Origin of the sequence: Hungatella hominis, assembly GCF_014288005.1 — a bacterium.
In the GTDB taxonomy this organism is placed as follows: domain Bacteria; phylum Bacillota; class Clostridia; order Lachnospirales; family Lachnospiraceae; genus Hungatella; species Hungatella effluvii.
On the sequence record NZ_JACOPB010000017.1, the window covers coordinates 55,055 to 81,833 of the forward strand.

General features: G+C 51.1%; 19 protein-coding genes and 1 riboswitch. Of the genes, 18 read left to right on the plus strand and 1 reads right to left on the minus strand.

Annotated elements, in window-relative coordinates; genetic code table 11:
- Positions 1 to 122: 122 nt before the first annotated feature.
- From H8S75_RS25640 to H8S75_RS25725, 18 genes are all read left to right on the plus strand, one after another.
- Positions 123 to 3,677, plus strand: coding sequence for a PD-(D/E)XK nuclease family protein (locus H8S75_RS25640; protein WP_187023949.1), 3,555 nt, complete (start codon positions 123 to 125; stop codon positions 3,675 to 3,677).
- Positions 3,667 to 7,395, plus strand: a complete 3,729-nt coding sequence (gene addA, locus H8S75_RS25645) for a helicase-exonuclease AddAB subunit AddA (protein WP_187023950.1) — start codon at positions 3,667 to 3,669, stop codon at positions 7,393 to 7,395. The genes H8S75_RS25640 and addA overlap by 11 nt, the downstream gene beginning before the upstream one ends.
- 33 nt (positions 7,396 to 7,428) lie before the next feature.
- Positions 7,429 to 8,277 (plus strand): hypothetical protein, encoded by an 849-nt coding sequence (locus tag H8S75_RS25650; protein ID WP_187023951.1) that lies wholly within the window; start codon positions 7,429 to 7,431, stop codon positions 8,275 to 8,277.
- 125 nt (positions 8,278 to 8,402) lie between these two features.
- Positions 8,403 to 9,449 carry a selenide, water dikinase SelD gene (gene selD / locus H8S75_RS25655; RefSeq protein ID WP_187023952.1) on the plus strand — a complete coding sequence of 349 codons (1,047 nt, stop codon included), beginning with the start codon at positions 8,403 to 8,405 and terminating at the stop codon, positions 9,447 to 9,449.
- A gap of 4 nt (positions 9,450 to 9,453) precedes the next feature.
- Positions 9,454 to 10,587, plus strand: coding sequence for an aminotransferase class V-fold PLP-dependent enzyme (locus tag H8S75_RS25660; protein ID WP_187023953.1), 1,134 nt, complete (start codon positions 9,454 to 9,456; stop codon positions 10,585 to 10,587).
- A 98-nt stretch (positions 10,588 to 10,685) separates the two neighbouring features.
- Positions 10,686 to 11,591: a selenium metabolism-associated LysR family transcriptional regulator gene (locus H8S75_RS25665; protein ID WP_187023954.1), complete on the plus strand. Its 906-nt coding sequence runs from the start codon at positions 10,686 to 10,688 to the stop codon at positions 11,589 to 11,591.
- 250 nt (positions 11,592 to 11,841) lie between these two features.
- Positions 11,842 to 12,939: a YedE family putative selenium transporter gene (gene yedE / locus H8S75_RS25670; protein ID WP_187023955.1), complete on the plus strand. Its 1,098-nt coding sequence runs from the start codon at positions 11,842 to 11,844 to the stop codon at positions 12,937 to 12,939.
- A gap of 55 nt (positions 12,940 to 12,994) precedes the next feature.
- On the plus strand, positions 12,995 to 13,204 hold the full coding sequence (locus tag H8S75_RS25675; RefSeq protein ID WP_187023956.1) for a sulfurtransferase TusA family protein: 210 nt from the start codon (positions 12,995 to 12,997) through the stop codon (positions 13,202 to 13,204).
- Positions 13,205 to 13,210: 6 nt separating this feature from the next.
- The gene (locus tag H8S75_RS25680; RefSeq protein ID WP_002602677.1) at positions 13,211 to 13,447 is read left to right on the plus strand and encodes a putative Se/S carrier protein; all 237 of its coding nucleotides are present in this window, start codon (positions 13,211 to 13,213) and stop codon (positions 13,445 to 13,447) included.
- A gap of 338 nt (positions 13,448 to 13,785) precedes the next feature.
- Positions 13,786 to 13,881, plus strand: a riboswitch (purine riboswitch).
- A 142-nt stretch (positions 13,882 to 14,023) separates the two neighbouring features.
- Positions 14,024 to 15,304: an amidohydrolase family protein gene (locus H8S75_RS25685; RefSeq protein WP_187023957.1), complete on the plus strand. Its 1,281-nt coding sequence runs from the start codon at positions 14,024 to 14,026 to the stop codon at positions 15,302 to 15,304.
- A gap of 146 nt (positions 15,305 to 15,450) precedes the next feature.
- Positions 15,451 to 16,845, plus strand: a complete 1,395-nt coding sequence (locus H8S75_RS25690; RefSeq protein WP_110322504.1) for an NCS2 family permease — start codon at positions 15,451 to 15,453, stop codon at positions 16,843 to 16,845.
- A gap of 201 nt (positions 16,846 to 17,046) precedes the next feature.
- Positions 17,047 to 19,335: a xanthine dehydrogenase subunit XdhA gene (gene xdhA, locus H8S75_RS25695; protein ID WP_187023958.1), complete on the plus strand. Its 2,289-nt coding sequence runs from the start codon at positions 17,047 to 17,049 to the stop codon at positions 19,333 to 19,335.
- 18 nt (positions 19,336 to 19,353) lie between these two features.
- Positions 19,354 to 20,241, plus strand: coding sequence for a xanthine dehydrogenase subunit XdhB (gene xdhB, locus H8S75_RS25700; protein WP_187023959.1), 888 nt, complete (start codon positions 19,354 to 19,356; stop codon positions 20,239 to 20,241).
- Positions 20,234 to 20,725, plus strand: a complete 492-nt coding sequence (xdhC, locus tag H8S75_RS25705) for a xanthine dehydrogenase subunit XdhC (RefSeq protein ID WP_002602682.1) — start codon at positions 20,234 to 20,236, stop codon at positions 20,723 to 20,725. Before xdhB ends, xdhC begins: the two co-directional genes overlap by 8 nt.
- A gap of 272 nt (positions 20,726 to 20,997) precedes the next feature.
- Positions 20,998 to 21,558, plus strand: coding sequence for a DUF6896 domain-containing protein (locus H8S75_RS25710; protein ID WP_187023960.1), 561 nt, complete (start codon positions 20,998 to 21,000; stop codon positions 21,556 to 21,558).
- A complete protein-coding gene (locus tag H8S75_RS25715) occupies positions 21,555 to 22,508 on the plus strand; it encodes a ketopantoate reductase family protein (protein ID WP_187023961.1) in 954 nt (317 codons plus the stop codon). The genes H8S75_RS25710 and H8S75_RS25715 overlap by 4 nt, the downstream gene beginning before the upstream one ends.
- Positions 22,509 to 22,804: 296 nt before the next feature.
- Positions 22,805 to 24,166: an 8-oxoguanine deaminase gene (locus H8S75_RS25720; protein WP_187023962.1), complete on the plus strand. Its 1,362-nt coding sequence runs from the start codon at positions 22,805 to 22,807 to the stop codon at positions 24,164 to 24,166.
- Between the two features lie 10 nt (positions 24,167 to 24,176).
- Entirely contained in the window at positions 24,177 to 25,520 is a 1,344-nt protein-coding gene (locus H8S75_RS25725; protein WP_187023963.1) for a uracil-xanthine permease family protein, read from the plus strand.
- 220 nt (positions 25,521 to 25,740) lie between these two features.
- On the opposite strand, the gene H8S75_RS25730 is transcribed toward H8S75_RS25725, so the two are convergent.
- Positions 25,741 to 26,766, minus strand: coding sequence for a PD-(D/E)XK nuclease family transposase (locus H8S75_RS25730; RefSeq protein ID WP_187023964.1), 1,026 nt, complete (start codon positions 26,764 to 26,766; stop codon positions 25,741 to 25,743).
- Positions 26,767 to 26,779 lie beyond the last annotated feature (13 nt).

Below are 26,779 nucleotides of genomic sequence, written 5' to 3' on the forward strand. Positions count from 1 at the left end.
AGACGGCAGAAGAGAACTGTTGTTCTGAAAACGATGGACTTGTACATCAACATATAGTAAAATATAGTTGGATAGCCATTAAAATGTGAAAGGCTTGAGAGGGAAGGAGCAACACGAAAGATATGTCCATACAGTTATTAACAGGCGGTTCCGGTTCCGGAAAGACACACCGCCTGTATACCGATTTGATCAGGGATTCCATTGAGAATCCGGACACGAAGTATTTTGCCATTGTTCCGGAGCAGTTTACCATGCAGACACAGAAGGAGATTGTGACGCTGCATCCGAACCACGGCGTGATGAATATTGATATTGTCAGCTTCCAGCGTCTGGCGTATCGTGTTTTCGAGGAGCTTGCCATCGTAAACCCGGACGTCCTGGACGATATGGGAAAATCCATGATTCTGAGAAAGGTGACAGGAGGTAAACAGAAGGAACTGCCGCTGTACCAGTCCCATCTGAATCAGAACGGCTTTATCGGCCAGTTAAAATCCATGCTTTCAGAGCTTTACCAGTATGGCATTACGCCGGAAATGCTGGACGCGAAGATCCCGGAGACCACCAGCCCCATGCTCCGCCAGAAGCTGGAGGATATTTCCGTCATTTACAAGGCGTTTAAGGAGTATATCAAGGACCGCTATATTACGACGGAGGAGATTCTGGATGTGCTTTGTAAGCACCTGCCGGAATCGAGGCTGATCAAAGACAGTGTGATCACTCTGGACGGCTACACGGGCTTTACTCCGGTCCAGTACCGCCTGCTGGACCTTTTTCTCCGTTACAGCCGCCGGGTGATCGTGACTGTGACCATCGATCCAACCGTGGCGGAACGGGGGAATAGGGGCGTGCAGGACTTATTTCACATGAGCAGTGAGATGATGGATAAGTTAAACGCACTGGCCCGCCAGAATCACGTAAAGCGGGAACCGGATATCGTTCTCGACGACCATCCGGCTGTCCGGTACCGCAGCGGAGTAAAGCAGCGGGTGGAGATGCCGGTAGAGCTGCAGGGGAGACAGCAGGGGAGACAGCAGGGGAGACAGCAGGCAGAGAAGCTGGCAAAGCAGCAGGAAGAGCAGCAGATGGAGCAGCCGGCAGCGGACACGCCGTCCCATTCGGCGCTTGATTTTCTGGAGCAGAACTTATACCGCTACAGCGGCCGTGTGTATTCCGGCAAAGCGGAGGAGATCCGCCTGGTGCAGGCGGTGAATCCGGCCGGGGAGATCTCCCACGTGGTCCGTCAGATCGGAAAACTGCTGCGCGAGGGATACCGGTACCGTGACATGGCCGTTATCACCGGTGACATCGGAAGCTTTGCAGGAGAGCTGATCCATCAGTTTGATGCGTCGGAGATTCCGTACTTCCTGGATGACAAAAAGAGCATCCTGAAAAATCCCATGGTCGAGTTGGTGCGCGCGGCGCTGGAGACGATTCAGAAGGATTTTTCCTACGAAACCGTGTTCCGCTACTTAAGAACCGGTCTTGTGACGAAGCCGGAGGATGAGCGCAGGCTGGACCGCCTGGAGAACTACGTGATCGCCATGGGAATCCGGGGATTAAAGCGGTGGAATACCACCTGGGAGGGCTGGTACCGCGGCGGCAAGGACTTAAATTTAGAGGAATTAAACCAGCTCCGGGAAGAGATTATGGCGCCTCTCACGGCGTTTATCGAGGCGTTCCGGGAAGAGGGAAGGACGGTGCGCACCATGACGGAGGCCGTGGTCCGGCTTCTGGAGGCGCTCTCGGTGGAGGAGAAGATGCTGGCCAGAGAGGCCTCATTTCGGGAACAGGGAGAATTTGGGCTTGCCAAAGAATACGGTCAGGTGTACGGCCTCGTCGTCGATCTGATGGACCGTCTCGCCAGGCTCTTAGGGGACGAGAAGGTGAGCCGCAGGGAGTATGCGGAGATTCTGGACGCGGGCTTTTCCGAAATCAAGGTAGGTCTGATCCCGGCGGCTGTGGACCGGATCGTGGTGGGCGATATTACGAGAACGCGTCTCGACCATATCAAGATTCTGTTTTTTATCGGTGTAAACGATGGAATCGTGCCGCAGAAGAAGGAAAACAGCAGCCTGTTTACGGATAAGGAGCGGGAATTTTTAGGCAGCCATCACATTGAGCTGGCGCCCACCGTACGTGTGGAGAGCTTCCGTCAGCGGTTCTATCTGTATCTCGCTTTAACGAAGCCGGCGGAACGGCTTTATCTCTCCTTCTCGGCCATGGATGCGTCGGGAAAGAGCCTGCGGCCATCGATATTGCTGGGAGAGTTAAGAAAGCTGTTTCCGCAGCTGACCGTTGTGGCCGCATCGGATGAAGCGGCCGGCGTGCCGCTTTCCATCCGGGAAGCCAGGGATAAGTTGACCCACGGCCTTCGGAACTTCGAGATGACCCGGGAGGATTCGGAATTCTTGGAGCTGTTCCGCCATTTTATGATGGATGAGGAGCAGAGAGAGAACGTAAAAAGACTGGTAGATGCGGCATTTTACGCCTATGAGGAGCGTGGAATCGGGAAAATGGCGGCGAAGGCGCTGTACGGCACGGTGCTGGGCGGCAGTGTCACGAGGCTGGAACAGTACGCATCCTGTGCCTATGCCCATTTCCTGAATTACGGTCTGGAGCTGGCAGAGCGCCAGCAGTATGAGCTGGCGGCTATGGACATCGGTAATCTGTTTCACGATTCCATCGACCTCTGTTTTAAGAAGATGAAGGAACAGGGAGGCGACTGGAAGACGATCGGGGAAGACGAGAGAAAGGCCCTGGTGCATACCGCCGTGACCGAGGTGACCGAGGAATATGGGAATACGATTTTAAAGAGCTCCGCCAGAAATGCCTATCTGGCCCGCAAGGTAGAGAAGATCACGGACCGTACCATATGGGCGCTGGCGGAGCAGCTGAAGAAAGGCGATTTCACGCCGGTAGGATTCGAGGTGTCCTTCTCGGCCGCCGATAATCTGAAGGCCATGAAAATCGCTCTCTCCGAGGAGGAAGCGCTTCATTTGAGGGGCCGTATCGACCGTATGGACTTGTGCGAGGATGAGGAACACGTCTATGTGAAGATTATCGATTATAAATCCGGCGGGACTTCCTTCGATCTGACTGCGCTTTATTACGGTCTGCAGCTGCAGCTGGTGGTCTACATGGACGCGGCCCTGGAGATGGAGGAACGCCGCAATCCGGACAAGGCTGTGATCCCGGCCGGTATTTTCTATTATAATATCAACGACCCGGTGATCGACCGGGAAGGAGACATGACCCCGGAGGCCATCGACAGGCGGATTCTAAAGGAACTGCGCATGAACGGTCTGGTAAACAGCGAGCTGGAGGTCATCAGCCATCTGGACCACGAGATTGAGACGGAATCCGATGTCATCCCGGTGGCGATGAAGAACGGCCTGATCCAGGAGGCGAAGTCATCCGTAGCGGGAGGAAAACGGTTCTCGGCCTTAAAACGCTATGTCAATGAGAAGCTGAAGACCGAGGGACGCGAGATTCTGGAAGGGGCCGTGGCGGTGAACCCGTACAAGCAGGGAAATAAGACGGCCTGCGACTACTGCCCGTACCATGCGGTGTGCGGCTTCGATTTAAAAACCTCCGGGTTTGGCTTCCGCAAATTCAAACCACTGAAATCAGAAGAAATATGGCCGGAGATAGAAGGAGAGCAGCAGGATGGCGATTAACTGGACAAAAGAACAGAAGGCGGTCATTGAAAGCAGAAACCGCAATCTTCTCGTTTCCGCGGCAGCGGGCAGCGGAAAGACAGCGGTTCTGGTGGAGCGGATTATCCGCATGATCACGGAGGGAGAGAATCCCCTGGACATCGATCAGCTTCTGGTTATGACATTTACGAAGGCGGCGGCGGATGAGATGCGGGAGCGCGTACTTCTGGCCGTCGATGAAAAATTGAAGGAGGACCCTGAAAACGGTCATCTGCAGATGCAGGCGGCCATGATTCCTTACGCCCGGATTACGACCATTGACAGCTTCTGTCTGGGAATCATCCGGGAGCACTATAACCAGCTGGACATCGATCCGGCTTTTCGTGTGGGGGATGAAGGGGAACTCCTCCTGCTTCGCGGCTCCGTGATGGAACAGCTGCTGGAGGACTATTATGAGGCCGGGGATGAGGAATTTTCCCGGTTTGTGGAGACGTATGCCACCGGCAAATCGGACCGGGGCATCGAGGATCATATTATGGCTGTCTATAACTTTTCCGGAAGCAATCCGTGGCCGGAAAAATGGCTGGAGGCCTGCGAAAAGGAACTGGAGGACTACGAGGAGGGAAGCGGCGACAGGCTTATGGAGACGGAGTGGATGCGTTTCCTGATGTGGGATGTCGCCATGCAGACAGGGGAATTCTGCGCCCAGCTGAAGGAGGCGCTTGCCGTCTGTGACGAGGAAAACGGGCCTGCGGCTTATATCCCCATGCTGACATCGGATTTGCGCATGCTGCAGGCGATCGGGAACGCAAAGGATTACGGCTGCCTTAATGAACTGTTAGGCAGCGCCTCCTTCGACCGCCTGGCCTCCATCCGGAGCAAGGAGATCGACGCGGATAAAAAATCGTTTGTGACCGGATGCAGGGACCGGATAAAGAAGGCGGTCGGAAAACTCCGTGATTTATACTGCTTTGAATCCATTGAGACCGTGGTGCGTGACTTAAGGGGTACCGCGGGGGCGGTGCGGATGCTGCTGAGACTGGCCGGAGAATTTCACGACCGTTACCAGGAAGCCAAGCAGGAAAAGAACCTGGTGGATTTCGGGGATCTGGAGCATTACGCGCTGGAGGTGCTTTTGGAAGAGACGGATGAAGAGGATACGGGGAGTGTGGAGAATCCCGCCAAAGTACATGGCCGAAGACCGTCTGCCGCAGCCGACGAGCTGAGCCGCCAGTTTGAAGAGATTCTGGTGGATGAGTACCAGGACAGCAACGACGTGCAGGAGGCGCTGATCCACGCCATTTCCAGAGAGCGGTTCGGGACGCCCAACGTGTTTATGGTGGGCGACGTGAAACAAAGCATCTACAAATTCCGTCTGGCCAGGCCGGAATTGTTCTTAAAGAAATACGAATCTTATCCCAGAGAAGAAGGTCTGTATCAGACCATTGAGCTGCACCAGAATTTCCGAAGCCGGGACAGCGTGCTTTCCGGCATCAATGAGGTATTCTATCAGATCATGACGAAAGGTTTGGGAGGGATTCTTTATACGGAAGACGCCGCTCTCCATCCCGGCGCGGTATTTGAACCGACGGAAGAGACGGTAGGAGGAAAACTGGAACTTCACATGGTCAACACGGGAGGCGGCCTGTTAAAACAGCTGGAGTCGGATCCTGCGGACGATTATACGGCCCGCGAGATGGAGGCCAAGCTGATCGCTGCCCGGATGAAGGAACTGATAAACCCTGAGACCGGGGTAAAGGTCTGGGATAAGAAGGAAAAGCGCTACAGGACCGCCTGTTACGGCGATATGGTTATCCTTCTGCGCAGCTTAAGCGGATTTGCTGAGGATTTCGTCAACATCTTAATGAATGAGGGAATACCGGCCTATGCGGAGCGGAGAACCGGCTACTTTACGGCGATTGAGGTCGAAACGGTGCTGTGCTTCTTAAGCATTATCGATAATCCGATGCAGGATATTCCGCTGGCTGCGGTCTTAAAGTCCCCCATCGTGGGAGCCACGGACGAAGAATTGGCCCGCCTTATGGCCGTGTTCAAGAGAACGGCGAAAAAGGGACAGGACAGGGGGATATACGGGGCGTGGATGTATTATCTGGAAAACTGTCCGGAGGGTGAACGAGATGGAGAACTTTACGGAAAGCTTGCGGCGTTTTCCGATGAACTGGCAGAGTACCGCCGCATAGCCGGCTATCTGTCCATCCATGAGCTTCTGTATACCATCTATGAAAATACCGGATATTACGATTACATCGCGGCCATGCCAGCGGGAGAGGCGAGACAGGCAAATTTAGACATGCTGGTGGAAAAGGCGTCAGCCTATGAAAAGACCAGCTATTCCGGGCTGTTTCATTTTATCCGCTATATCGAGAACTTAAAAAAATATGACACGGACTTCGGAGAGGCCGCCCTGGCCGGAGACGAGAATACCGTGCGGATTCTGAGCATTCATAAGAGCAAGGGACTGGAATTCCCGGTAGTCTTTCTGGCGGGCATGGGCAAGAAGTTTAATAAACAGGATTTATATGGAAAGATCCTCATTGACCCGGATCTGGGAATCGCAACGGATTACCTGGACTTAGAGCTGAGAGTCAAGACACCGACATTAAAGAAGAATGTCCTCAGACGCCGTCTGGAGCTGGAAGCATTGGGAGAAGAACTGCGTGTTCTCTACGTGGCTATGACCAGAGCGAAGGAAAAGCTGATTATGACGGGCACGGACCGCTATCTGGATAAGAAACTGGAGCGTTTTTCCGATATTAAGAGAACGGCCGGACAGATTCCGTTCACCATCCTGTCAACGGCGGATTCGTTTTTGGACTGGCTGCTCATGAGCCTTTCCGGAAAACTGTCGGAGTCAGCGCTTTTGTCTGACGCGGGAGCGGAAACTGGTCTGATGACGGTAAGGTCTTATTCCGTTGCCGATCTGGTAGGCGTGGAGATCGAACATCAGGCGGAAAAAAAGCTGTCTAAGGAAGAACTGCTGAACTTTGACTGCGCCCGTATTTACGATGAAGCGTATGCCGCAGGCATATCCGCGGCCTTTGCATACCGTTATCCCCATACTGCGGACATCGGCCTCCATACGAAGCTTTCCGTATCGGAGCTTAAGAAACAGGGCCAGCTGATCGATGAGGAGGAGAGCACCTTCCTGCCTACGATTCCGGCCTTTCTGCTGGAAGAAAGCGGGAAAAAGGATCAGGGCGGCGGCGCATTCCGCGGAACCGCCTATCACCGTGCACTGGAACTGTTAAACTTCCCAGGTATGAAAACCATTACCGATGTGGAGATGGCACTGGATACATTCCGCAGGGAGAAGTACATGGACGAAGAGAGCCTGTCCCTTCTGGATGCCGGGATTTTATGGAATTTTTTAAGTTCCCCCCTTGGCCGGCGCATGAGTGCCGCACAGGCCAGAGGCCTGCTTTACAAGGAACAGCAATTCGTCATCGGAATTCCGGCCCGCGAGATGGAGGTCTGCAATTCCGATGAGCTCGTCCTGATTCAGGGAATTATCGATGCATATATGGAAGAGGAAGATGGCCTCGTCCTGATCGATTACAAGACCGACCACGTGGTGAGAGGCCGCGAATCCCTGCTGACAGAGCGGTACGGGATCCAGCTGGAGTACTATAAGCGTGCGCTGGAACAGATGACAGGGAAAAAGGTGACGGAGAAGATTATTTATTCGCTGACGCTGCAGGAGGAGATTGTGCTTGAGTAGGGGAGGAATTTTGAACAAAATCAGGAGGAACATATGGATATAAACTATCAGGAAATTGCGGACAGGACTGCTGTCCATGCTTTAAAAAGCAATATTATACTTGACTACTCAGAAAAGAGTATTGCGGAAGTTGAGTCAATCTTAGGCACGTATTATGACCATCTTACAGAGTATGACGGAAAGGAAGGTGCAGATACGTTGTGGAATGTCGCAGTTCACTACGGTATTTATCTGGGGGAAACTATGCTGCGTCTTGGGATGAAGGAAAAGGGGTTTGCGTGGTTCGTAGATGATGGCTTGCCGATCCTGAAAAACCAGACAAGTGCACAGATTTCTCCCATCACAAAGGCCCACAAGCGGATTTTAAATGGGCCGGAGGACAATGTAAAGAGTTTCTGTGATGTGGCATTTCTGTTTGCTGAAGGGAAATTACCTACAGAAAGCGTTTATCGGGCCATCAATGTGCAGCTGTCCTCCGGTCAGATTATAGAAAATGTGTTACATCGGGATATTGATTCTTACGTTATGATGGTTGAACAGGGCAGGGAGGATTTCCTGATTCTGGAGTCCCGGGACGGTTTCCTTCAGTTTTACGGTGTGGACAACCAATACGTTTGCGAGGTGCGTGTAAATCTGCCGGACGGCGATTTCCATACATACTCTGTCATTGATAAGGCTAAAGAGCAGCGGACCCGGCGGGTTCAGTTTGCCACGCCTTATGGACAGTTTACACCTACAGAACGGGAGGTGGTGCCTCTGGAGCTGTTGAACATGGTTATCAGAGCCTATTACGAACATGTGAAGACAGACGACTTTCTCGAAGCGATTCCATATATTGATACCACAGAGATAACGAAGCGGTGTATGGGGCTTATTCAATAAATGACACATTTAATCCCTCTGCCCATTTATAACCGTTTTGCTGAAAAAGAATTAGTATTGCTAAAATATTTTTATGTGCTACAATGATAATAGATAAAATCTATAAATAAGGGAGCGGGGAAAACATGATACCAGACAACGAAGTAAGGCTGACACAAATGACAAAGACAGCGGGCTGTGCTGCCAAGATCGGTCCGGGGACTCTGGCGGGAGTACTGGAGAATCTTCCCAAGGCTGAGGATCCGAATCTGCTGGTGGGAATCGAGACCTCCGATGATGGAGCCGTATACCGGGTGAACGATGAGCTGGCGTTCATACAGACGCTGGATTTCTTTACACCGGTGGTGGACGACCCCTATACGTTCGGCCAGGTAGCGGCGGCCAACGCATTAAGCGATATTTATGCCATGGGCGGAGAACCGAAGGTGGCGCTCAATATCGTGGCCTGGCCCAACTGTGTCAATCCGGCATTTCTCGGTAAGATTCTGGAGGGCGGCGCCTCAAAGGTCGCGGAAGCGGGAGCGGTCCTGGCAGGCGGCCATTCCGTTCAGGATGATGAGCCGAAGTACGGTTTAAGCGTGACGGGATTTGTCCATCCGGACCGGATTTTTAAAAACTGCGGCGCAAGACCAGGCGATGTGCTGATTCTGACGAAGCCACTGGGAACAGGTATCGTCAATACGGCGGTGAAGGCGGATATGGCTTCCGAGGAGGCGAAGGCGGAGGTAATCCGGGTTATGACCTCCTTAAACAAGACGGCCAAGCGCGTGATCGAACTGTTTGACGTGCACAGCTGTACCGATGTGACCGGGTTCGGCTTAGCCGGTCACAGCGTCGAGATGGCGGAAGGAAGCGGTGTGACTCTGGAAATCCATATGTCGGATTTACCGCTTCAAAAGGAAGCTCCGGATCTGGCAAAGATGGGGCTGATACCGGCGGGAGCTTACAGAAACCGTTTGTTTGTTGAGAATAAGGTTGATTTCGGGGATACAGAGGAGTTTCTGTGTGATATTTTCTGTGATCCTCAGACCTCGGGGGGACTTTTAGTCAGCGTAACACCGGAGGATGGAGAAAAGATAACGGCCGGGCTGCGGGAAGCCGGTTTGGAGACTGCGTTTGCGGTGATTGGCTGTGTGAAGGAACTGGAAGATAAATTCGTGAAACTGAGGTGAGATTATGATCTATCTCGATAATGCCGCCACCTCGTACCAAAAGCCGGAGGCGGTATATCAGGCGGTACAGGAGGCCATGCACCATATGGGAAACTCCGGCAGAGGGGCTCACGGCGCATCCCTGGATGCGTCCAGGCAGATCTATTCTGCCAGAGAGCTGCTTGCGGAGCTGTTCCATGCGGGAGACCCATCCCGGGTGGCGTTTACGGCCAATTCCACCGAAAGCCTGAATATGGCAGTCTTCGGCCTGTTCGGACCGGGAGATCACGTAATCACCACAATGCTGGAACATAACTCCGTTCTGCGTCCGCTCTATCTTCTGGAAGAAGCCGGACTGGAGCTGACGATTCTTCCCGCCGATCAAAATGGCTGCATCTGCTACGAGAATATTGAAAAGGCAGTCAGGCCCAATACGAAAGGAATTATCTGTACCCATGCCTCCAACCTCACCGGAAATATGGTGGATATCGGACGGATTGGGCGCTTCTGCAGAAAGAAAGGCCTGCTTTTCGTTGTGGATGCTTCCCAGACCGCAGGCGTGTTCGACATTAATATGGAAGAAATGGGAATTGATGTTCTCTGCTTCACCGGACACAAAGGCCTGCTCGGCCCCCAGGGAACGGGAGGAATCTGCGTACGCCAGGGTGTTGCTGTGAGACCTCTTATCGTGGGCGGAAGCGGAGTCCACAGCTATTCCAAGGCTCATCCGGAGGATATGCCGACTGCATTGGAGGCCGGAACTTTAAACGGTCACGGAATTGCCGGACTTTACGCGGCTTTACGCTATATTAAGGAAACTGGCATGGAGCAGATCAGGGAAAGAGAGCTTTCTTTGATGAGGCAGTTTTACGATGGAGTGAGAACCATTCCGGGAGTGACCATTTACGGCGATTTTACGGGACAGAGGGCGCCTATTGTGTCACTGAATATCCGGGATTACGATTCCGGTGAGGTGGCGGACGAGCTGGCGTATCACTATGAGATTTATACCAGGGCAGGCGCCCACTGTGCGCCTCTGATGCATCGGGCGCTGGGGACGGAGGGCACCGGAGCCGTCCGTTTTTCCATGTCACACTTTAATACGGAAGCCGAGATCGACGAGGCCGTCCGGGCGGTACATGAAATTGCAGAAGGCTAGTACAGCGTTGCACTATTACCGCGTTATTCATGCAATGAAGTACTAGTACTGCTTTGCATAAATTCCTAAGTAATAGCACCTGCTAGGGGGAAATGTCTATGAATCTGAAACAACTGGAGGCCTTTGTCTGCGTGGCAGAGGTGAAAAGCTTTTCTCAGGCCGCCAAGAAACTGTATCTGACCCAGCCTACGGTCAGTGCCCATGTCCATTCGCTGGAAAAGGAGCTGGGGGCCAGGCTGTTTATCCGCACGACGAAGGACGTGGAATTATCGCCGTCCGGGGAACTCCTGTACGACAATGCCAGAAAAATGCTGCAGCTGGAAAAAAATATTCTCCGCGATTTTACGAGGACCGATACGCCGGGCGTTCAAAAGATAACGGTGGGAGCCTCCACTGTTCCAGGGCAGTACATTCTTCCCCAGATCCTTTCCCTGTTTTCCAGGACGTATCCCGGTAATAAGCTGGAATTAATGGAGGCGGACAGTCTGGAAGTAGTGCGCATGGTGTTGGATGGGAAGGTGGAGATCGGCTTTACCGGCACGCGGCTGGAGGATCCGACCTGTGTGTTTGAGCCATTTTATTACGACCGCCTTGTGGTGATTACGCCAAATGTGGAGACATACCGGCAATATGAGAAGACCGGCTTTCCCATGGAACGTTTCTATGAGGAGAAATGGATTGTCCGGGAGGACGGATCCGGAACGCGAAAGGAAACGGAACAGTATTTGAAGGAACACGGCGTAGATTTAAAACGCATGAACGTGGTGGCCACAATAAGCAATCAGGAGACCATTAAAAAATCGGTCAGCACCGCCATGGGAATTGCCATTATCTCCAGTGCCGCGGTGGAAGATTATGTGGCTCAGGGGCAGCTTCTGCGTTTCCCTCTGGCAGAGGGCGATATTTACCGAAAACTTTACATGGTCTGGAGTAAGAGCAATAAGCCTGGTAAGGCGGCCCGGCTGTTCATACAGTTTGTTAGGGAACTGTATGCTTACTTATAGATGAAATCTATAAGCGTAATACGATTATCAATTAGACAGAGGCCCCTTTCTTTGCTACACTGATTTCATAAAATCTGTGACAGTTCAGCCATGCGGCAGTTTGTACAGAAAAGTGTGTTACAAGCTGGCTTGTATAAGCGCTTTTCTGTACAAACTGACATAGGGCGGAACGCCTGGGCTTCTTGTTTTCTGTTTTTGAAAACAAGAAGATGCATGGCTGAACTGTTATTTATGAAAAAAGGGGGACAACATGAATTTGACGGAATCAAAAAAAACACTGGCGTTATCAGGGGCAGCGCTGGGTATCGTTGCGGCGGCGCTGGCTTTCTTCGGAAACCCGAAGAACATGGCGATCTGCATCGCCTGCTTTATCCGTGACACGGCGGGGGCCATGAAATTACACCAGGCGGCGTTGGTGCAGTATGTACGGCCTGAGATTGTCGGAATTGTGGTGGGCGCGTTTTTCATATCTCTGATCACAAAAGAATACCGCTCCACGGCCGGCTCTTCACCGATGATACGGTTTGTGCTGGGGATGATCATGATGATCGGCGCCCTTGTATTTCTGGGATGTCCGCTGCGTATGCTGATCCGTATGTCGGCAGGCGATTTGAACGCCTACGTGGCTCTGATTGGTTTTGTGGGCGGCGTCTTTACCGGAACAGCCGCACTTAAGAAGGGCTTCAGTCTTGGAAGATCTTATGAATCAAAAAGCGTCAGCGGATACGTTCTGCCGGTCCTTTTGGTTATCGTACTGATCTTGAGCGTGACGACGACCCTGATGGCAGTCAGCGAGAAGGGGCCGGGAAGTATGCACGCGCCGGTTCTCATTGCACTCGTGGGCGGGCTGGTATTCGGAGCGGTCTCACAGAAATGCCGGACCTGCTTTGCCGGAAGCTTTCGAGATGTGATTTTAATGAAAAACTTTGATTTGATTACGATTATCGGAGCATTTTTCGTAGTAATGCTTATCTTTAATATTGCAACCGGAGGGTTTAAGCTTTCCTTTGATGGTCAGCCGGTAGCCCATGCACAGCATTTGTGGAATATACTCGGTATGTATGTGGTTGGATTTGCAGCTGTCCTTGCAGGCGGGTGTCCCTTAAGACAGATGGTGCTGGCGGGACAGGGATCTTCCGATTCCGCTGTTACCTTCCTGGGAATGTTCATAGGCGCGGCTCTCTGCCATAACTTTGGACTTGCCGGCGCGGCAGCTGCGGCAGCGACGGACGCTTCACCAGCGGTAGCCGGAGGCCCGGGAATGGCTGGAAAAGCAGCGGTTATCATCTGTATCGCGGCGCTGTTTGTGATTGGTTTTCTTCCGGGAATTCAGCGGGAGAAAAAATAGATGAACAGAGATTAGAGTTCAGAGTGTGCAGAGAACAGATCAGGAGGAAACCCACATGTACGAAGTAGATGCAAGAGGCTTATCGTGTCCGGAACCGTTAATACTGGTGTCGGATGCATTGAAATCCCATCCGGGAGAGAAATTGAAAGTTTTGGTGAGCGAGCCGCATTCCAGAACGAATATAGAGAAATTTGTTAAGAGCAGAGGACTCACCGTGCTGGTAAAAGAGACTGGTTCGGAGTTCGAACTGACAATAGAAGGATAGAAATTAATGAGGCAAAAGGAAAATAAAGTGATCGTGACTTTCCACACAACTGCGGAAGCGATTGCGATGGAGAAAGCATGTTTAAACGGCGGAATCCCGGGTCGTCTTATTCCGGTCCCGCGTCAGATTTCCTCCGGATGCGGATTGGCCTACTGTGCCGCCGCAGAACTGGAGGAAATGGTTTTAAAATATATGAAGCAAAACGATATGCATTATGAAGCGGTTGGAGTGTATTTGATCTGACCGCTTTTTTGTTTTTCATAGGAAAGTTCATCCCATGAAACAAAAACCCTCCGGGGGACAGCGTGCCCCGCTTTATCGGGTATGCGCACTCCGTGCTAAGGAAATATGGCCGCTGAAGCGACCGCGCTCCGGCGCGAGAGTCCGGCTCGCCGGACTCTTTATTACTAATAATTTTTTAGATTTATAGAAAAAAACTATAAGTATCCTCTCCGAATTGTATTCAAAATATCGACCAAGAAGACAGAAATAAAGAAAAATGCACAAAAATGAAAATGGTATTGACAAATAGTTGTACAATATGGTAGACTCAAACTGTCAGAGGTCAGAAAATTTAATAGAGATAAGTATTCAAAGAAACTTATATATGCTCATAATTGGTTGAGCGTTTCTACCAACTACCGTAATAGTTGTCTATAAGTTTTTGCATGACTGTCAGCACGATCAGTAAAGACTGCAAAAGACACCAGTCATGTGAAAATTATAGGGGTGACGGTGGTTTTTTTTTGAGGTGGAAGTCGTCCGGACGCGATTTTACAGCTGTCTCTCCTATAACTGGAATACGGAATAGGAGGGAAAATGGCCGGAGATAAGAATTTTGTACTGAAGGGAAACATCTGTTACAGCGAAGATGCAAAGAACTTAAAACTGGTAGAAGCCGGATGGCTCGTCTGCAGGGAGGGGCTGTGTGCCGGAGTTTTTGAGACACTGCCGGAGGAATACGCATCGTATCCGGTGACGGACTGCGGTGATCAGATCATCACACCAGGACTGGTAGACTTACATGTCCACGCACCGCAGTATGCGTTCCGCGGTCTTGGAATGGATTTAGAGCTTCTGGACTGGCTGAATACCAACACATTTCCGGAGGAGTCCAAGTACCGGGATTTAGAGTACGCGAAGAGCGCCTATGGAATTTTTGCTGATTCCATGAGGAGCAGTGCGACAACGAGAGCCTGTATTTTCGCAACCATCCATAATCAGGCGACAAAGCTTCTCATGGATCTCATGGAGGAAACTGGATTAAAGACCATGATCGGCAAGGTCAACATGGACCGGAACTCACCGGAATACTTATGTGAAGAGAGTGCGGAGCAGTCCGTGGCCGACACGGTGAAGTGGCTGGAGGACACGGCGGATCAGTATAAGAACGTCCGTCCGATCCTGACACCAAGGTTCATTCCATCCTGTACGGATGAGCTGATGAGGAAGCTAAAAGAGGTTCAGAAGAAGTATGACCTTCCGGTTCAGTCTCATTTGTCGGAGAATCAGGGCGAGATCGCATGGGTACAGGAGTTGTGCCCGGAGTCACGCTTCTACGGAGATGCTTACGATCAGTTTGGCCTGTTCGGCGGAGATGTGAAGACCATTATGGCCCACTGTGTATCCTCGACTGAAGAGGAAATCGAATTAATGAGAGAACGCGGCGTATACGTCGCCCACTGCCCGGAATCCAATACGAACCTGTCATCCGGTGTTGCACCGGTGAGAACCTATCTGGACAAAGGCGTCAACGTGGGGCTTGGCTCTGACGTAGCCGGCGGAAGCAAGGAATCCATATTTTACGCCATGGCACACGCAGTCCAGGTATCCAAGCTGAGATGGAGATTACAGGATACCAGCTTAAAACCGCTTACCGTGGAAGAAGCATTCTATTTGGGAACCATGGGCGGCGGATCATTCTTCGGAAAGGTTGGAAGCTTCATGGAAGGTTATGAGTTTGACGCTTTGATTCTCGACGACAGTGATATCCGCCATCCGCAGCCGCTTTCCCTGAAGGAAAGACTGGAGCGTTTCATCTATTTGTCTGATGAGAGGCATATAAAAGGGAAGATCGTAGCGGGAAACAGAATTTTTTGATATAATGAAAGCAAAGTGTAAATTTAAAACTGAATATAGAATTTCGAGAAGTTACCATATACGAAAGAAACCCATATATACTGAGCTGCGTGGGGCTGCTCTGCTATATAAATGAAAATCATTCAACTATCAAGGAGGTAGGAAGTATGGAAACGAAGGGAAATGAGAACTTTTTTGAGAAAGTGTTCCACTTGTCGGAAAACCACACGGACGTCAAAACCGAAGTTGTAGCCGGTATTACCACATTTATGACCATGGCATACATACTTGCAGTAAACCCGAGCATCTTAAGTGCGACTGGTATGGACAGCGGCGCCATATTCACGGCGACTGCACTGGCAGCACTGGTAGCGACTCTGTTAATGGCAGCATTTGCAAACTATCCGTTTGTACTTGCACCAGGTATGGGATTAAATGCGTACTTTGCATACACCGTTGTTTTGAACATGGGTTACACCTGGGAGATGGCTCTGGCAGCTGTATTCGTAGAAGGTCTTATCTTCATTCTTCTGTCACTGACCAATGTGCGGGAAGCGATCTTTAACGCAATCCCGATGAACTTAAAACACGCGGTATCCGTAGGTATCGGTCTGTTCATCGCATTTATCGGCCTTCAGAACGCGAAAATCGTTGTGGACGGCGCCACACTTGTTTCTGTTTACTCCTTCAAGGGTGCTTTAACGGATGGAACCTTCAATTCCGTAGGAATTACAGTTTTATTAGCAATCATCGGTATTCTCATTACCGCAATTTTAGTTGTTAAGAATGTAAAGGGCAATATCTTATGGGGAATCCTGGCAACCTGGATTCTTGGCATGATCTGCCAGGCGGTCGGCTTATATCAGCCGAATCCGGAACTTGGCATGTACAGCGTATTCCCGGATTTATCTTCCGGTTTCGGTATCAAGAGCATGGCTCCGACGTTCTTCAAACTGGACTTCTCAAGAGTATTATCCCTTGACTTCCTGGTAGTTATGTTCGCGTTCTTATTCGTCGATATGTTCGATACGCTGGGAACGTTAATCGGTGTAGCTTCCAAGGCCGACATGCTTGATAAAGACGGAAAGCTTCCGCATATCAAGGGCGCTTTGATGGCAGACGCTGTTGGTACATCCGTAGGCGCATTATTCGGTACTTCCACCACCACCACCTTCGTAGAGAGCGCTTCCGGCGTTTCCGAAGGCGGCAGAACAGGTTTAACGGCAGTAGTAGCAGCCATTTTATTCGGCTTATCCTTATTCCTGTCCCCGATCTTCTTAGCGATTCCGTCCTTTGCAACGGCACCGGCTCTGGTAGTAGTAGGATTCTTAATGCTTACTTCCATTACGAAGATCGACTTCAACGATTTTACAGAAGCAATTCCATGCTACATTGCAATCATCGCCATGCCGTTTATGTACAGCATTTCTGAAGGTATTGCCATGGGCGTTATCTCCTATGTAGTCATCAATCTGGTTACAGGTCACGCAAAGGAGAAGAAGATCAGTACGCTGATGTATGTTCTGGCGGTACTGTTTGTACTAAAATATATATTAATTTAATAATATATAGAGCAACTGAAAATAGCAACCTGAGCAAATCAGGAGAACCGGTCAGGTAGACATTGTCAAACGGGCTGGCGGCGACATCACTTTGATGGATGAAATTGTCCTGAAAAAGTCTCGTCGCTGCCAGCCTTTCTTATTTTTTAAGAACCGGGGCCTGATTAGCAGGAGAATAAAAGAAACAGGAGGTAGGATACCATGGGAGTTGGTAATAACATGGTCCGCGTTGACGCCATCGAGAAAGTGACCGGCGGCGCCAAATATACGGCGGATTTGGAACCAAAAGGACTTCTTGTGGCTAAGGTCGTAAGAAGCACAATTGCCAATGGTGTAGTAAAAAGCTTTGATTTGGAGGCAGCTCTGGCTGTGCCGGGAGTCGTCAAGATCGTTACGTGTTTTGACGTTCCGGATATTCAGTTCCCGACACCGGGACATCCCTGGTCTGTGGAAACCGCGCACCAGGATATTGCAGACAGAAAGCTGTTAAATACCAGAGTCCGTGTCTACGGTGACGACATCGCTGCAGTAATCGCAGAGGATGAGATCGCGGCAAACCGTGCGGCGCGTCTGGTGAAGGTGGAGTATGAGGAGTACGAACCCATGCTTACCGTCGAGGCTGCCATGGCGGAAGGAGCCACGGTTCTTCACAAGGAGAAGCCGGGCAATGTAATCGCCCATTCCAGCTTTGTAGTAGGGGAAGGAACCTATCAGGAGGCTGTGGAAGGAGAGGACGTGGTAGAGATCGATCATGTCTATGCGACGCAGAGCGTTCAGCACTGCCATATCGAGACTCCGATTTCCTTTGCCTACATGGAAAAAGGAAGGATTGTTGTGACGACTTCTACACAGATTCCTCATATCGTACGCCGTGTCATCAGCCAGGCGCTGGGGATTCCGGCCGGTGAAATCCGCGTGATCAAGCCGTACATCGGCGGCGGATTCGGCAACAAGCAGGACGTCCTTTATGAACCGTTAAATGCGTTCCTCTGCACCCAGGTGGGCGGAAGAGGCGTCCGCATGGAGATTTCCAGGGAAGAGACGCTGGCCTGTACGAGAGTGCGCCATGCGATTAAGTGCCATGTTAAGGCGGCTGTCAAAAAGGATGGAACGTTGGTAGCGAGAAAATTTGAGGCGTATTCCAATCAGGGCGGTTACGCTTCTCACGCCCACGCCATTGTGGCAAACACATCCAATGAGTTCAAGCAGATTTACCACGATGAGAAGACTCTGGAATCCGACGCTTACACCGTCTATACGAATATTGCCACGGGCGGCGCCATGAGAGGTTACGGAATTCCGCAGGCTGCATTTGCGGCGGAGTGTATGGCCGATGATCTGGCGGTGGCCGTTCATATGGACCCGTTGGAATTCAGAATGAAAAACTGTATGCCGGAGGGCTATGTGGATCCCCATACCCACGTTGCATGTAATACATACGGCTTAAAGGAATGTATGGAAAAAGGCCGGAGCTATATTCATTGGGATGAAAAACGGAAAGAGTATGAGAACCAGACCGGTCCTGTCAGAAAAGGAATCGGTATGGCGATCTTCTGCTATAAGACAGGCGTTTACCCGATCTCTCTGGAGACCGCTTCCTGCCGTATGGTTTTAAATCAGGACGGCTCCATGCAGCTGCAGATGGGGGCTACGGAGATCGGACAGGGCGCGGATACCGTATTTACCCAGATGGCCGCGGAGACCACCGGTATTACGGAGGACAAAGTTCATATTCTCTCCACGCAGGATACCGATATTACACCGTTTGATACGGGCGCTTACGCATCCCGCCAGACGTATGTCAGCGGTATGGCTGTGAAGAAGGCCGGACTTATTTTCAAGGACAGAATCCTGGATTATGCGGCATATATGCTGGATAAAGAGAAAGACACCATGGATATCCAGAATAATGTGGTAGTCGATAAGGAGAGCAGGGAGAAGCTTCTTGATATGGCGGAGCTTGCGACGACGGCGTTCTACAGCCTCGACCGCTCGATCCACATCACTGCGGAGGCGACCAGCCACTGCAAGGATAATACATTTGCAACGGGCGCCTGTTTCGCAGAGGTGGAAGTGGATATGCCTCTCGGCAAGGTGAAGGTGACCAACATTGTCAATGTTCACGACAGCGGCAAGCTAATCAACCCGAAGCTGGCTGAAGCACAGGTTCACGGCGGCATGAGCATGGGACTTGGATACGCGCTCAGTGAAGAACTCCTCTTTGATAAGAGCGGCAGGCCGTTAAATGACAATCTGCTGGATTACAAACTGCCTACCTCCATGGACACGCCGGATCTCCACGTGCAATTTGTGGAACTGGACGATCCGACGGGTCCATTTGGAAATAAAGCGTTAGGTGAGCCGCCGGCTATTCCGGTCGCACCGGCCATCCGGAACGCAGTGTTAAACGCAACTGGTGTAGCGGTAGATTCCCTGCCTCTTGACCCGCAGAAGCTTGTGGCTCATTTTAAGGCAGCGGAACTGATTTAGAAGGGACGGTGATATTCCATGTATGATATTGAAAAATTATACCAGGCAAAAGATATAGGGGATGCGATCCGTGCCTTAAAGGAAGACCCCGAGGCCGTCGTCATTTCCGGCGGCAGCGACGTGCTCATTAAGGTCAGGGAAGGCAAGCTTGCCGGATGTTCCCTGGTCAGCATTCACGGAATCAAAGAACTGGAAGGTGTGAGAATGGAAGAGGACGGCACCATCGTCATCGGCCCGGCGACCACATTTTCCCATGTAACCAATAACAGGATTATTCAGAAATATATTCCGATTTTAGGGGATGCCGTGGACCAGGCAGGCGGACCGCAGCTGCGCAACATCGGTACGGTGGGCGGCAATGTCTGTAACGGTGTGACCAGTGCGGACAGCGCCTCATCCTTCTGCTGTCTCGACGCGATTTTAGTCGTCGAAGGACCAGAGGGAGTGCGGGAGATTCCGATCCGCGAGTGGTATACCGGCCCTGGAAAGACGGTAAGGCAGCACGACGAGATATTGACTGCCATCCGGATCCGCAAGGAGTCCTACGAGGGCTTTGGCGGCCATTACATCAAGTACGGCAAGAGAAACGCCATGGAGATCGCTACCATGGGCTGCGCGGTTACAGTAAAACTGACCGAAGATAAGAAGCACATCGAAGAAATGCACATCGGCTACGGCGTCGCCGCTCCGACCCCGATCCGCTGCTTTAAGGCAGAGGAAAAGGTGAAAGGCATGGAAATCGGAAATGAGCTGTTTGAGACGCTGGGCAAGAGCGTTCTGGAGGAAGTGAATCCGCGTACCAGCTGGAGAGCTTCCAAGGAATTCCGTTTACAGCTCATCGAAGAGATGGCAAAACGTGCCCTGAAACAGGCGATTATAAATGCAGGGGGTGAATGCGATGCTTAAGATTGTTCATATGATTGTCAACGATAAAGAGGTCGAGGTGGCGGTAGACGACAGGGAATCCTTACTGGAGACGCTGAGGGACCGTCTGGGCCTTACCAGCGTGAAGAAAGGCTGTGAGGTTGGAGAGTGCGGCGCCTGTACCGTCTTGGTGGACGGCGAGGCCATCGACAGCTGTATCTACTTAACCATGTGGGCGGAAGGACGCCGGATCATGACGGTAGAGGGCTTAAAAGGTCCTAACGGCGAACTGAGTACGATCCAGAAGGCGTTTGTGGAAGAAGCGGCCGTACAGTGCGGCTTCTGTACGCCGGGTCTGATCATGACCGCGGTGGAGATCGTGGGAACCGGAAAACGGTACAACCGCGAGGAATTGAGAAAGATGATATCCGGCCATCTCTGCCGGTGTACGGGATATGAAAATATCTTAAACGCCATGGAGAGAATCGTGGAAGAGACTTATAAGGTGGTTGGCAAAGAGGATTAAAGGGAGAAGCGTGTTACTGTTTTCATAGAGCTTCATTATGTTTTGGATTGTTTCGAAGAGAGAAAAAGCCGGAGCGGCGACATTTGGGAGAGTGTCGCCGCTCCAGCTTTTTTTGTGAGGTGCGGGGCGGAGAAGGGGAAAAATGGACGGCTGGTGTGATGTTTAGACTTGTTTCGGAAAAATGATGCGGAAGCATACTGTCAGACGCGGCATTTCTATGGTATGATAGATGAAACGTAAGTGACACATCTAAGAAAACGAGGACAGAGCGTATGGAAGACGGGCTGAGAACCGTGATGAAAGAATACATCGATCAGGTAAACGACGTTTGCCTCCGTTTGCTGGCTGGCCTCTGCCTGAAATCCAAAGCGGATTTTCTGTGCAGCAGAAAGCTGCGCTGGGGCATCGAGTATGAGATCAACGGAACGAAGTATCTGCTTCATGGGGCCGGATGCCGGGCCTGTGACGGGGAATGGTATCTGGACTGGAACTTTGGCTATGGAAGCAGATGGTGTGGAACTGTCAGCGAAACCTTTGAACCACAGTTTCCCAAAGAATTTGATACTCTGATCGTGGAACATTTTGAGGACCGGTGGGTGATCCTGAGGAACCGGATGGTTGAGCGCTTCTTGAGAAAGAGCAGAAGGGTGTACAGGGAAATCGGCAGCAGCCTGAATAAATATACACTGAGATTCATGCTGGACGGGAAAGAGACCGGTACATTTCTGTACGATGATATCTGTTATCCGGAGCGTGCGGTGACGATTATGAGAGAAATTCTGATAAACCTCGGGAGCGGTACAGACAAACCACAGAAAATGGAGAACAGATGAAATACTTAATATATGGAGCAGGAACGATCGGAATAACCTATGGATGGCTGCTGTCTCAGAACCACGAGATCGACCTGCTGGTGAAGCCGGAGCACTATGAAGAACTGTCTGGAGGAGTGGTTTTATCCGTTAAGGACTTGAGGAAGAAGGCCTCCTCTTACGAGAACGTGACTTTTTATCCCAGCTGTGTGACGGAAGTGACAGACCATTACGACGGGATCCTGGTAACTGTTAACCGGTGTCAGCTGGCAGACGTTCTGCCCAGGCTTTCAGAGCTGGCTGAATATACAAAATATTTTACATTTATGCAGAATAACTGGAATATTCAGGCGGAGATCGAGGCGTACTTATCGGCGGATCAGTATCTGATTGCGTTCCCTTCCAGCACGGGAGGCGGCCGCGATGAAGCCGGTTTAAAGGTCATCCTCTTCGATGAGGCAGTAAGGCTGGGCGGAAAATGCCGGGCCGGGCTTGGCGACATACAGACAGCGCTGAATCAGTCCGGGATTCGTACGGTTTTCGATAAAAATATCTTTGACTGGATGAAGGTCCACTATTTGCAGCAGTCTGTTACGGCGGGCGCTGTGCTGGAGTGCGGGGGTTACGGCTCATTTGCGAGTGACTATCAGGCCGTCAAGAAGGTGGTCAAGGCGTTTCGGGAGGGGATCGGTGTATGCCGGATGCAGGGAGTCGATACGAATAAGACATTTCCGGCCGGTCTGTTCAAGCTCCCGACGTTTGTGGCAGCCCATATCATGCAGAACATGTTTTTAGAGGCCAACACCAGGGAGATGGTGGAAAACCATATGAAGAAGGGGCTTCCGGAATGGGCGGCGGGCTATCAGGAGATATTAAACGCAGGAACGTGCTGCGGCCTGCCTATGACGGTATGGAGATCGTACGATGAGGCGGTGGAAAAGTACTGCCTGGAACAGACATTGAAATGTTAAAAATGCACAAAAAACAGACGATTTTTTTATTAATTTATACAGATTGCAGGAAATGAGACTGTCTGCTATACTAACACTCAGTAAGAATTGCACCTTGATAAGTACATCTCTATATGGCTGTTTAAAACATAGCTGGGTTCACGCGGCATATTTTCTCCCAATTTATATTCGTTGACATTAGTCTTGACGATATGAAGGGACGAATCGTGAGCGTCCCTGTCCGCCAGCAGTATACCAGAAGTATAGTTGTATGAAACAATGCATATTTTTACGTAAAAAATTCAGGAGGAATTGAAATGGCAGAAACTCTATTGATGAAAAACGTAAAGTATCTTGTGACATGTGACGACAACGACAGGTTAATGACGGATATTAACATGCTGGTGACAGATGGGGTAATTACCTACATTGGAACAGAAGAAAAAACAGCTGATAAAATAATTGATGCGTCCCGGATGGTTGTCTATCCGGGACTTATTAATTCCCATCATCATTTATATCAAACCTTCACAAGAAATCTTCCACAGGTACAAAACATGGAACTCTTTCCATGGCTGAAAACTTTATATGAGATATGGAAGGGCATCGACGGCGACAGTGTCTACTACAGCTCCTTAACTGGAATGGGGGAGCTGTTAAAGACTGGCTGCACGACGTGCTTAGATCATCACTACGTGTTTCCGGAGCATAGCGCCGGAGCACTTCTTGACGCGCAGTTTGCGGCAGCGGACGCCCTGGGAATTCGGATGGCGGCCACGCGGGGCAGCATGGATTTGAGTGTGAAGGACGGGGGACTGCCTCCGGACAGCGTGGTTCAGACGATCGATGAGATTTTAAAGGATTCGCAGGCGGTGGTTGAGAAGTATCATGATTCTTCCAGGTATTCCATGCATACCGTTGCGCTGGCGCCTTGTTCGCCGTTCAGCGTGACCGGCGGTCTCTTAAGAGAATCAGCGGCCCTGGCCCGCAGCCTGGGAGTCCGCCTCCATACGCACCTGGCGGAGACGAAGGACGAGGAGGCGTTCACCCTGGAGCATTACGGCATGCGTCCGCTGGCCTATATGGAGAGCCTGGGATGGATCGGAGACGATGTCTGGTATGCTCATGGAATCCATTTTAACACAGAGGAACTGGAACTTCTGGCAGCGACGGGGACTGGAGTGGCCCACTGCCCTGTCTCCAACATGAAGCTTTCCTCAGGCATTGCCAGAATCCCGGAAATGCTGCGGATGGGAGTAAAAACCGGACTGGCCGTAGACGGAAGCGCCAGTAACGACGGCTCCAATATGCTGGAGGAGATGCGGGTGGCCTATCTGCTTCACCGCCTGAATTCCAGCAGTGGGGCTCCATCCGGTTACGATATCTTAAAGATGGCTTCGAGAGGGAGCGCATCGATTCTCGGGCGAGAGGAACTGGGACATTTAGCCGAGGGGATGGCGGCGGATTTCTTTGCCATAGCCCTGGACCGCATCGAACTGGTCGGCGGACAATACGACCCGAAATCACTGCTGTCCTGCATCGGATTCAAAGGTGCTGTGGATTACACGGTTGTGAACGGGAAGGTCGTGGTAGAGCAGGGCCGTCTCGTCAATGTGGAAGAGGAAAAGATCGTATCGAAGGCCAACGCGGCTGTGGAAAAACTTCTGAATATAAAGTGAGGATCGTGAGATGAATGAGAAAAGAAATGCTTCGGTTTTTGATTTAAATGGAATACCCAAAATGTCCCAGACACTGCCCCTGGCGCTCCAGCATGTGGTTGCCATGATCGTAGGCTGTGTGACGCCGGCCATCATCGTCGCGGGAGTGACAGGCGCCAGCCGGGAGGACCAGATTATCCTGATCCAGGCGGCGCTGCTCATATCCGCGGTTGCGACGCTGATCCAGGTGTTTCCTGTCCATAAATACTGCGGCTCCGGCCTTCCCGTCATTATGGGCGCCAGCTTTGCATACATACCCATGCTGATATCGCTGGGAAGCAGGTTTGACCTGCCCACCATTTTCGGCGCGCAGCTGGTGGGCGGCGCGGTTGCGATCCTGGTCGGTGTCTTCTATAAGAAGATCAACGCGCTGTTTCCACCCATTGTGACGGGGACAGTGGTCTTTACGATTGGTCTTTCCCTGTATCCGACGGCGGTGAATTACATGGCCGGCGGCACGGGAGCGGCGGACTTTGGAAGCCCTCTTAACTGGGCAATCGCACTTTTTACGCTGGGCGTCGTACTTTTCTGCAATCACTTTACGAAAGGGATCACGAAAATGGCATCGATCCTGATCGGGATGGCCTGCGGCTACGTTCTGGCCCTTGTGCTGGGAAAGGTTTCCTTCGCCCCTGTAGCGGAGGCGGGATGGTTTCAGATTACGACACCGCTGCATTTTGGCATTAAATTTGAACTCACCTCGATCATATCGATGACAATCATGTGTATTGTGGGATCGGTAGAGGCAATCGGGGACTTTACCTCCACAGCGGGAGGCGGCCTGGACCGGGAGGCCACGGAGAATGAGATGTGCGGAGGGATAATCGGGAATGGAATCGCCTGCATACTGGGCGGTCTGTTTGGCGGAATCCCCACGGCGACATTCAGCCAGAATGTGGGAATTGTCATTATGACAAAGGTGGTAAACCGGTTTGTGATCGGTACGGCGGCTGTTATCATCCTTCTGGCCGGATTTATTCCGAAGTTTGCCTCGCTGCTGACGACAATCCCCTCCTGCGTGCTGGGCGGTGCGACGGTGTCCGTCTTCGCCATGATCGCCATGACTGGAATTAAGCTGATCGTGAAGGAAGAACTGACCGCCCGCACCATCTCGATCGTGGGCCTGTCCGTTGCCGTCGGTATCGGCATGATCCAGGCTCCGGGCTGTCTGGGACTGTTCCCGGACTGGGCCAGAACCATATTTGGGGAATCGGCGGTCGTGATGTCCAGTATCATGTCGATTGCACTGAATCTGATCCTTCCGAGGGAAGAGGCGGAAGCGGAAGAGCGGGTGTATGAGGCGGAGCGTGTTTAAGGAGCTTTCGTTTTGCTTGGAAAATGTGATTTTTTTCTTTGAGTAGTGTGGTATAAAGACATAACGTATAAAGCCGTCTTGTATTGACAAGGCGGCTTTATACAGTTCTCATCGGCAGCAAACGTGGATTCGAGGGCCTGGAGCGTTGCATAATTCACCGAAACTTACGCCCTAGTATGCCCCAATGCAATAAGCTTGTATGCGATCGATAGAGATTCCTTTACTTCTCGATATTACCGTTCAGCCTGATGATTTCCTGACGCAGGCGCTCCAGCTCATCATCTTTCCGTTCCAGCTCATCATCTTTCCGTTCAAGTTCATTATCTTTCCGTTCCAACGCTTCTGCAAGTCTTCTGATCTCTTCCTGCTGTTCTTCAATCATCAGTTCCACTGTGTTCTTATCATACATGGCCAGCGTCTCATTGTACATCGCAATCAACTCCTCCGGTTCCCTCTGAAATGCAGCTATTTCTTTGTATAGTTCCAGAAAAGCGGGATACGTCTCAATCACTCGTTTTATGTCTTCTGGTTTATCCGTGCTCAAAAAATACAGCCACGCATCCAGCTCTTTATCTATATTGTGAGTGATTTCCTTAAAAATGTCAAGCGCTATAAAGATATATTCCTGCAGCAGATTCAGCTCCAGTCCTGTGTCAAATTTTTGACTGGAGCGATGGATGTACTGGTCCGGAACCTTATGAAATTCAGACGAACTGTTCTCCACCAATACGATCGTATAGACCTTCTGGAGGTCGCGGTATGAAAACTTTTTCTTTTTCCTGCTCTTTTGCCGGTCATATTGACGAATGACCAGATCCGAGGAATAGCAGGCGCTTCTCTGTCCAGGAAAGTGGTATCCCACCTTCTGAATCTCCACATTGGCCAACGCACCGTTTTCCAGTTCCACAACGATATCCATGATAATTAACGACGCCTCGGCCGCCAGACGTCTGGACTGAGAAGGCAGAACCTGTTTTACCGTTACTTTCTGTCCAATAATAACCGTCAGCAGGCGGGACAATCGTTCCCCGTGAAGTACGGGATCAAATATGTGTTTAAAAAACGGGTCATATGTGATCTTTACCCCTTTTGCGCCCCTGACAATGTCAAAAATCTCCCTTTTGTAGTCTTCGGTCAGGTTTAAATACTCTTCATAGGCCGGCGACGTCTCCAGAATTCTCCGAGCCTCCTTTTCGGGCAGCACAATACCGCCCATACCGTTAGACAGATACTCTGTGTTTTTCATACGCATGATCTCC

Excerpts from the sequence above, each read along its gene's own strand:
- xdhB (WP_187023959.1), top strand. The coding sequence starts at position 19,354 with ATGTATGATATTGAAAAATTATACCAGGCAAAAGATATAGGGGATGCG.
- H8S75_RS25730 (WP_187023964.1), bottom strand. The coding sequence starts at position 26,766 with ATGAAAAACACAGAGTATCTGTCTAACGGTATGGGCGGTATTGTGCTG.
- H8S75_RS25640 (WP_187023949.1), top strand. The coding sequence starts at position 123 with ATGTCCATACAGTTATTAACAGGCGGTTCCGGTTCCGGAAAGACACAC.
- H8S75_RS25650 (WP_187023951.1), top strand. The coding sequence starts at position 7,429 with ATGGATATAAACTATCAGGAAATTGCGGACAGGACTGCTGTCCATGCT.
- H8S75_RS25715 (WP_187023961.1), top strand. The coding sequence starts at position 21,555 with ATGAAATACTTAATATATGGAGCAGGAACGATCGGAATAACCTATGGA.
- H8S75_RS25710 (WP_187023960.1), top strand. The coding sequence starts at position 20,998 with ATGGAAGACGGGCTGAGAACCGTGATGAAAGAATACATCGATCAGGTA.
- H8S75_RS25660 (WP_187023953.1), top strand. The coding sequence starts at position 9,454 with ATGATCTATCTCGATAATGCCGCCACCTCGTACCAAAAGCCGGAGGCG.
- selD (WP_187023952.1), top strand. The coding sequence starts at position 8,403 with ATGATACCAGACAACGAAGTAAGGCTGACACAAATGACAAAGACAGCG.
- yedE (WP_187023955.1), top strand. The coding sequence starts at position 11,842 with ATGAATTTGACGGAATCAAAAAAAACACTGGCGTTATCAGGGGCAGCG.
- H8S75_RS25680 (WP_002602677.1), top strand. The coding sequence starts at position 13,211 with ATGAGGCAAAAGGAAAATAAAGTGATCGTGACTTTCCACACAACTGCG.
- xdhC (WP_002602682.1), top strand. The coding sequence starts at position 20,234 with ATGCTTAAGATTGTTCATATGATTGTCAACGATAAAGAGGTCGAGGTG.
- xdhA (WP_187023958.1), top strand. The coding sequence starts at position 17,047 with ATGGGAGTTGGTAATAACATGGTCCGCGTTGACGCCATCGAGAAAGTG.
- H8S75_RS25675 (WP_187023956.1), top strand. The coding sequence starts at position 12,995 with ATGTACGAAGTAGATGCAAGAGGCTTATCGTGTCCGGAACCGTTAATA.
- H8S75_RS25725 (WP_187023963.1), top strand. The coding sequence starts at position 24,177 with ATGAATGAGAAAAGAAATGCTTCGGTTTTTGATTTAAATGGAATACCC.
- H8S75_RS25690 (WP_110322504.1), top strand. The coding sequence starts at position 15,451 with ATGGAAACGAAGGGAAATGAGAACTTTTTTGAGAAAGTGTTCCACTTG.
- addA (WP_187023950.1), top strand. The coding sequence starts at position 3,667 with ATGGCGATTAACTGGACAAAAGAACAGAAGGCGGTCATTGAAAGCAGA.
- H8S75_RS25665 (WP_187023954.1), top strand. The coding sequence starts at position 10,686 with ATGAATCTGAAACAACTGGAGGCCTTTGTCTGCGTGGCAGAGGTGAAA.
- H8S75_RS25685 (WP_187023957.1), top strand. The coding sequence starts at position 14,024 with ATGGCCGGAGATAAGAATTTTGTACTGAAGGGAAACATCTGTTACAGC.
- H8S75_RS25720 (WP_187023962.1), top strand. The coding sequence starts at position 22,805 with ATGGCAGAAACTCTATTGATGAAAAACGTAAAGTATCTTGTGACATGT.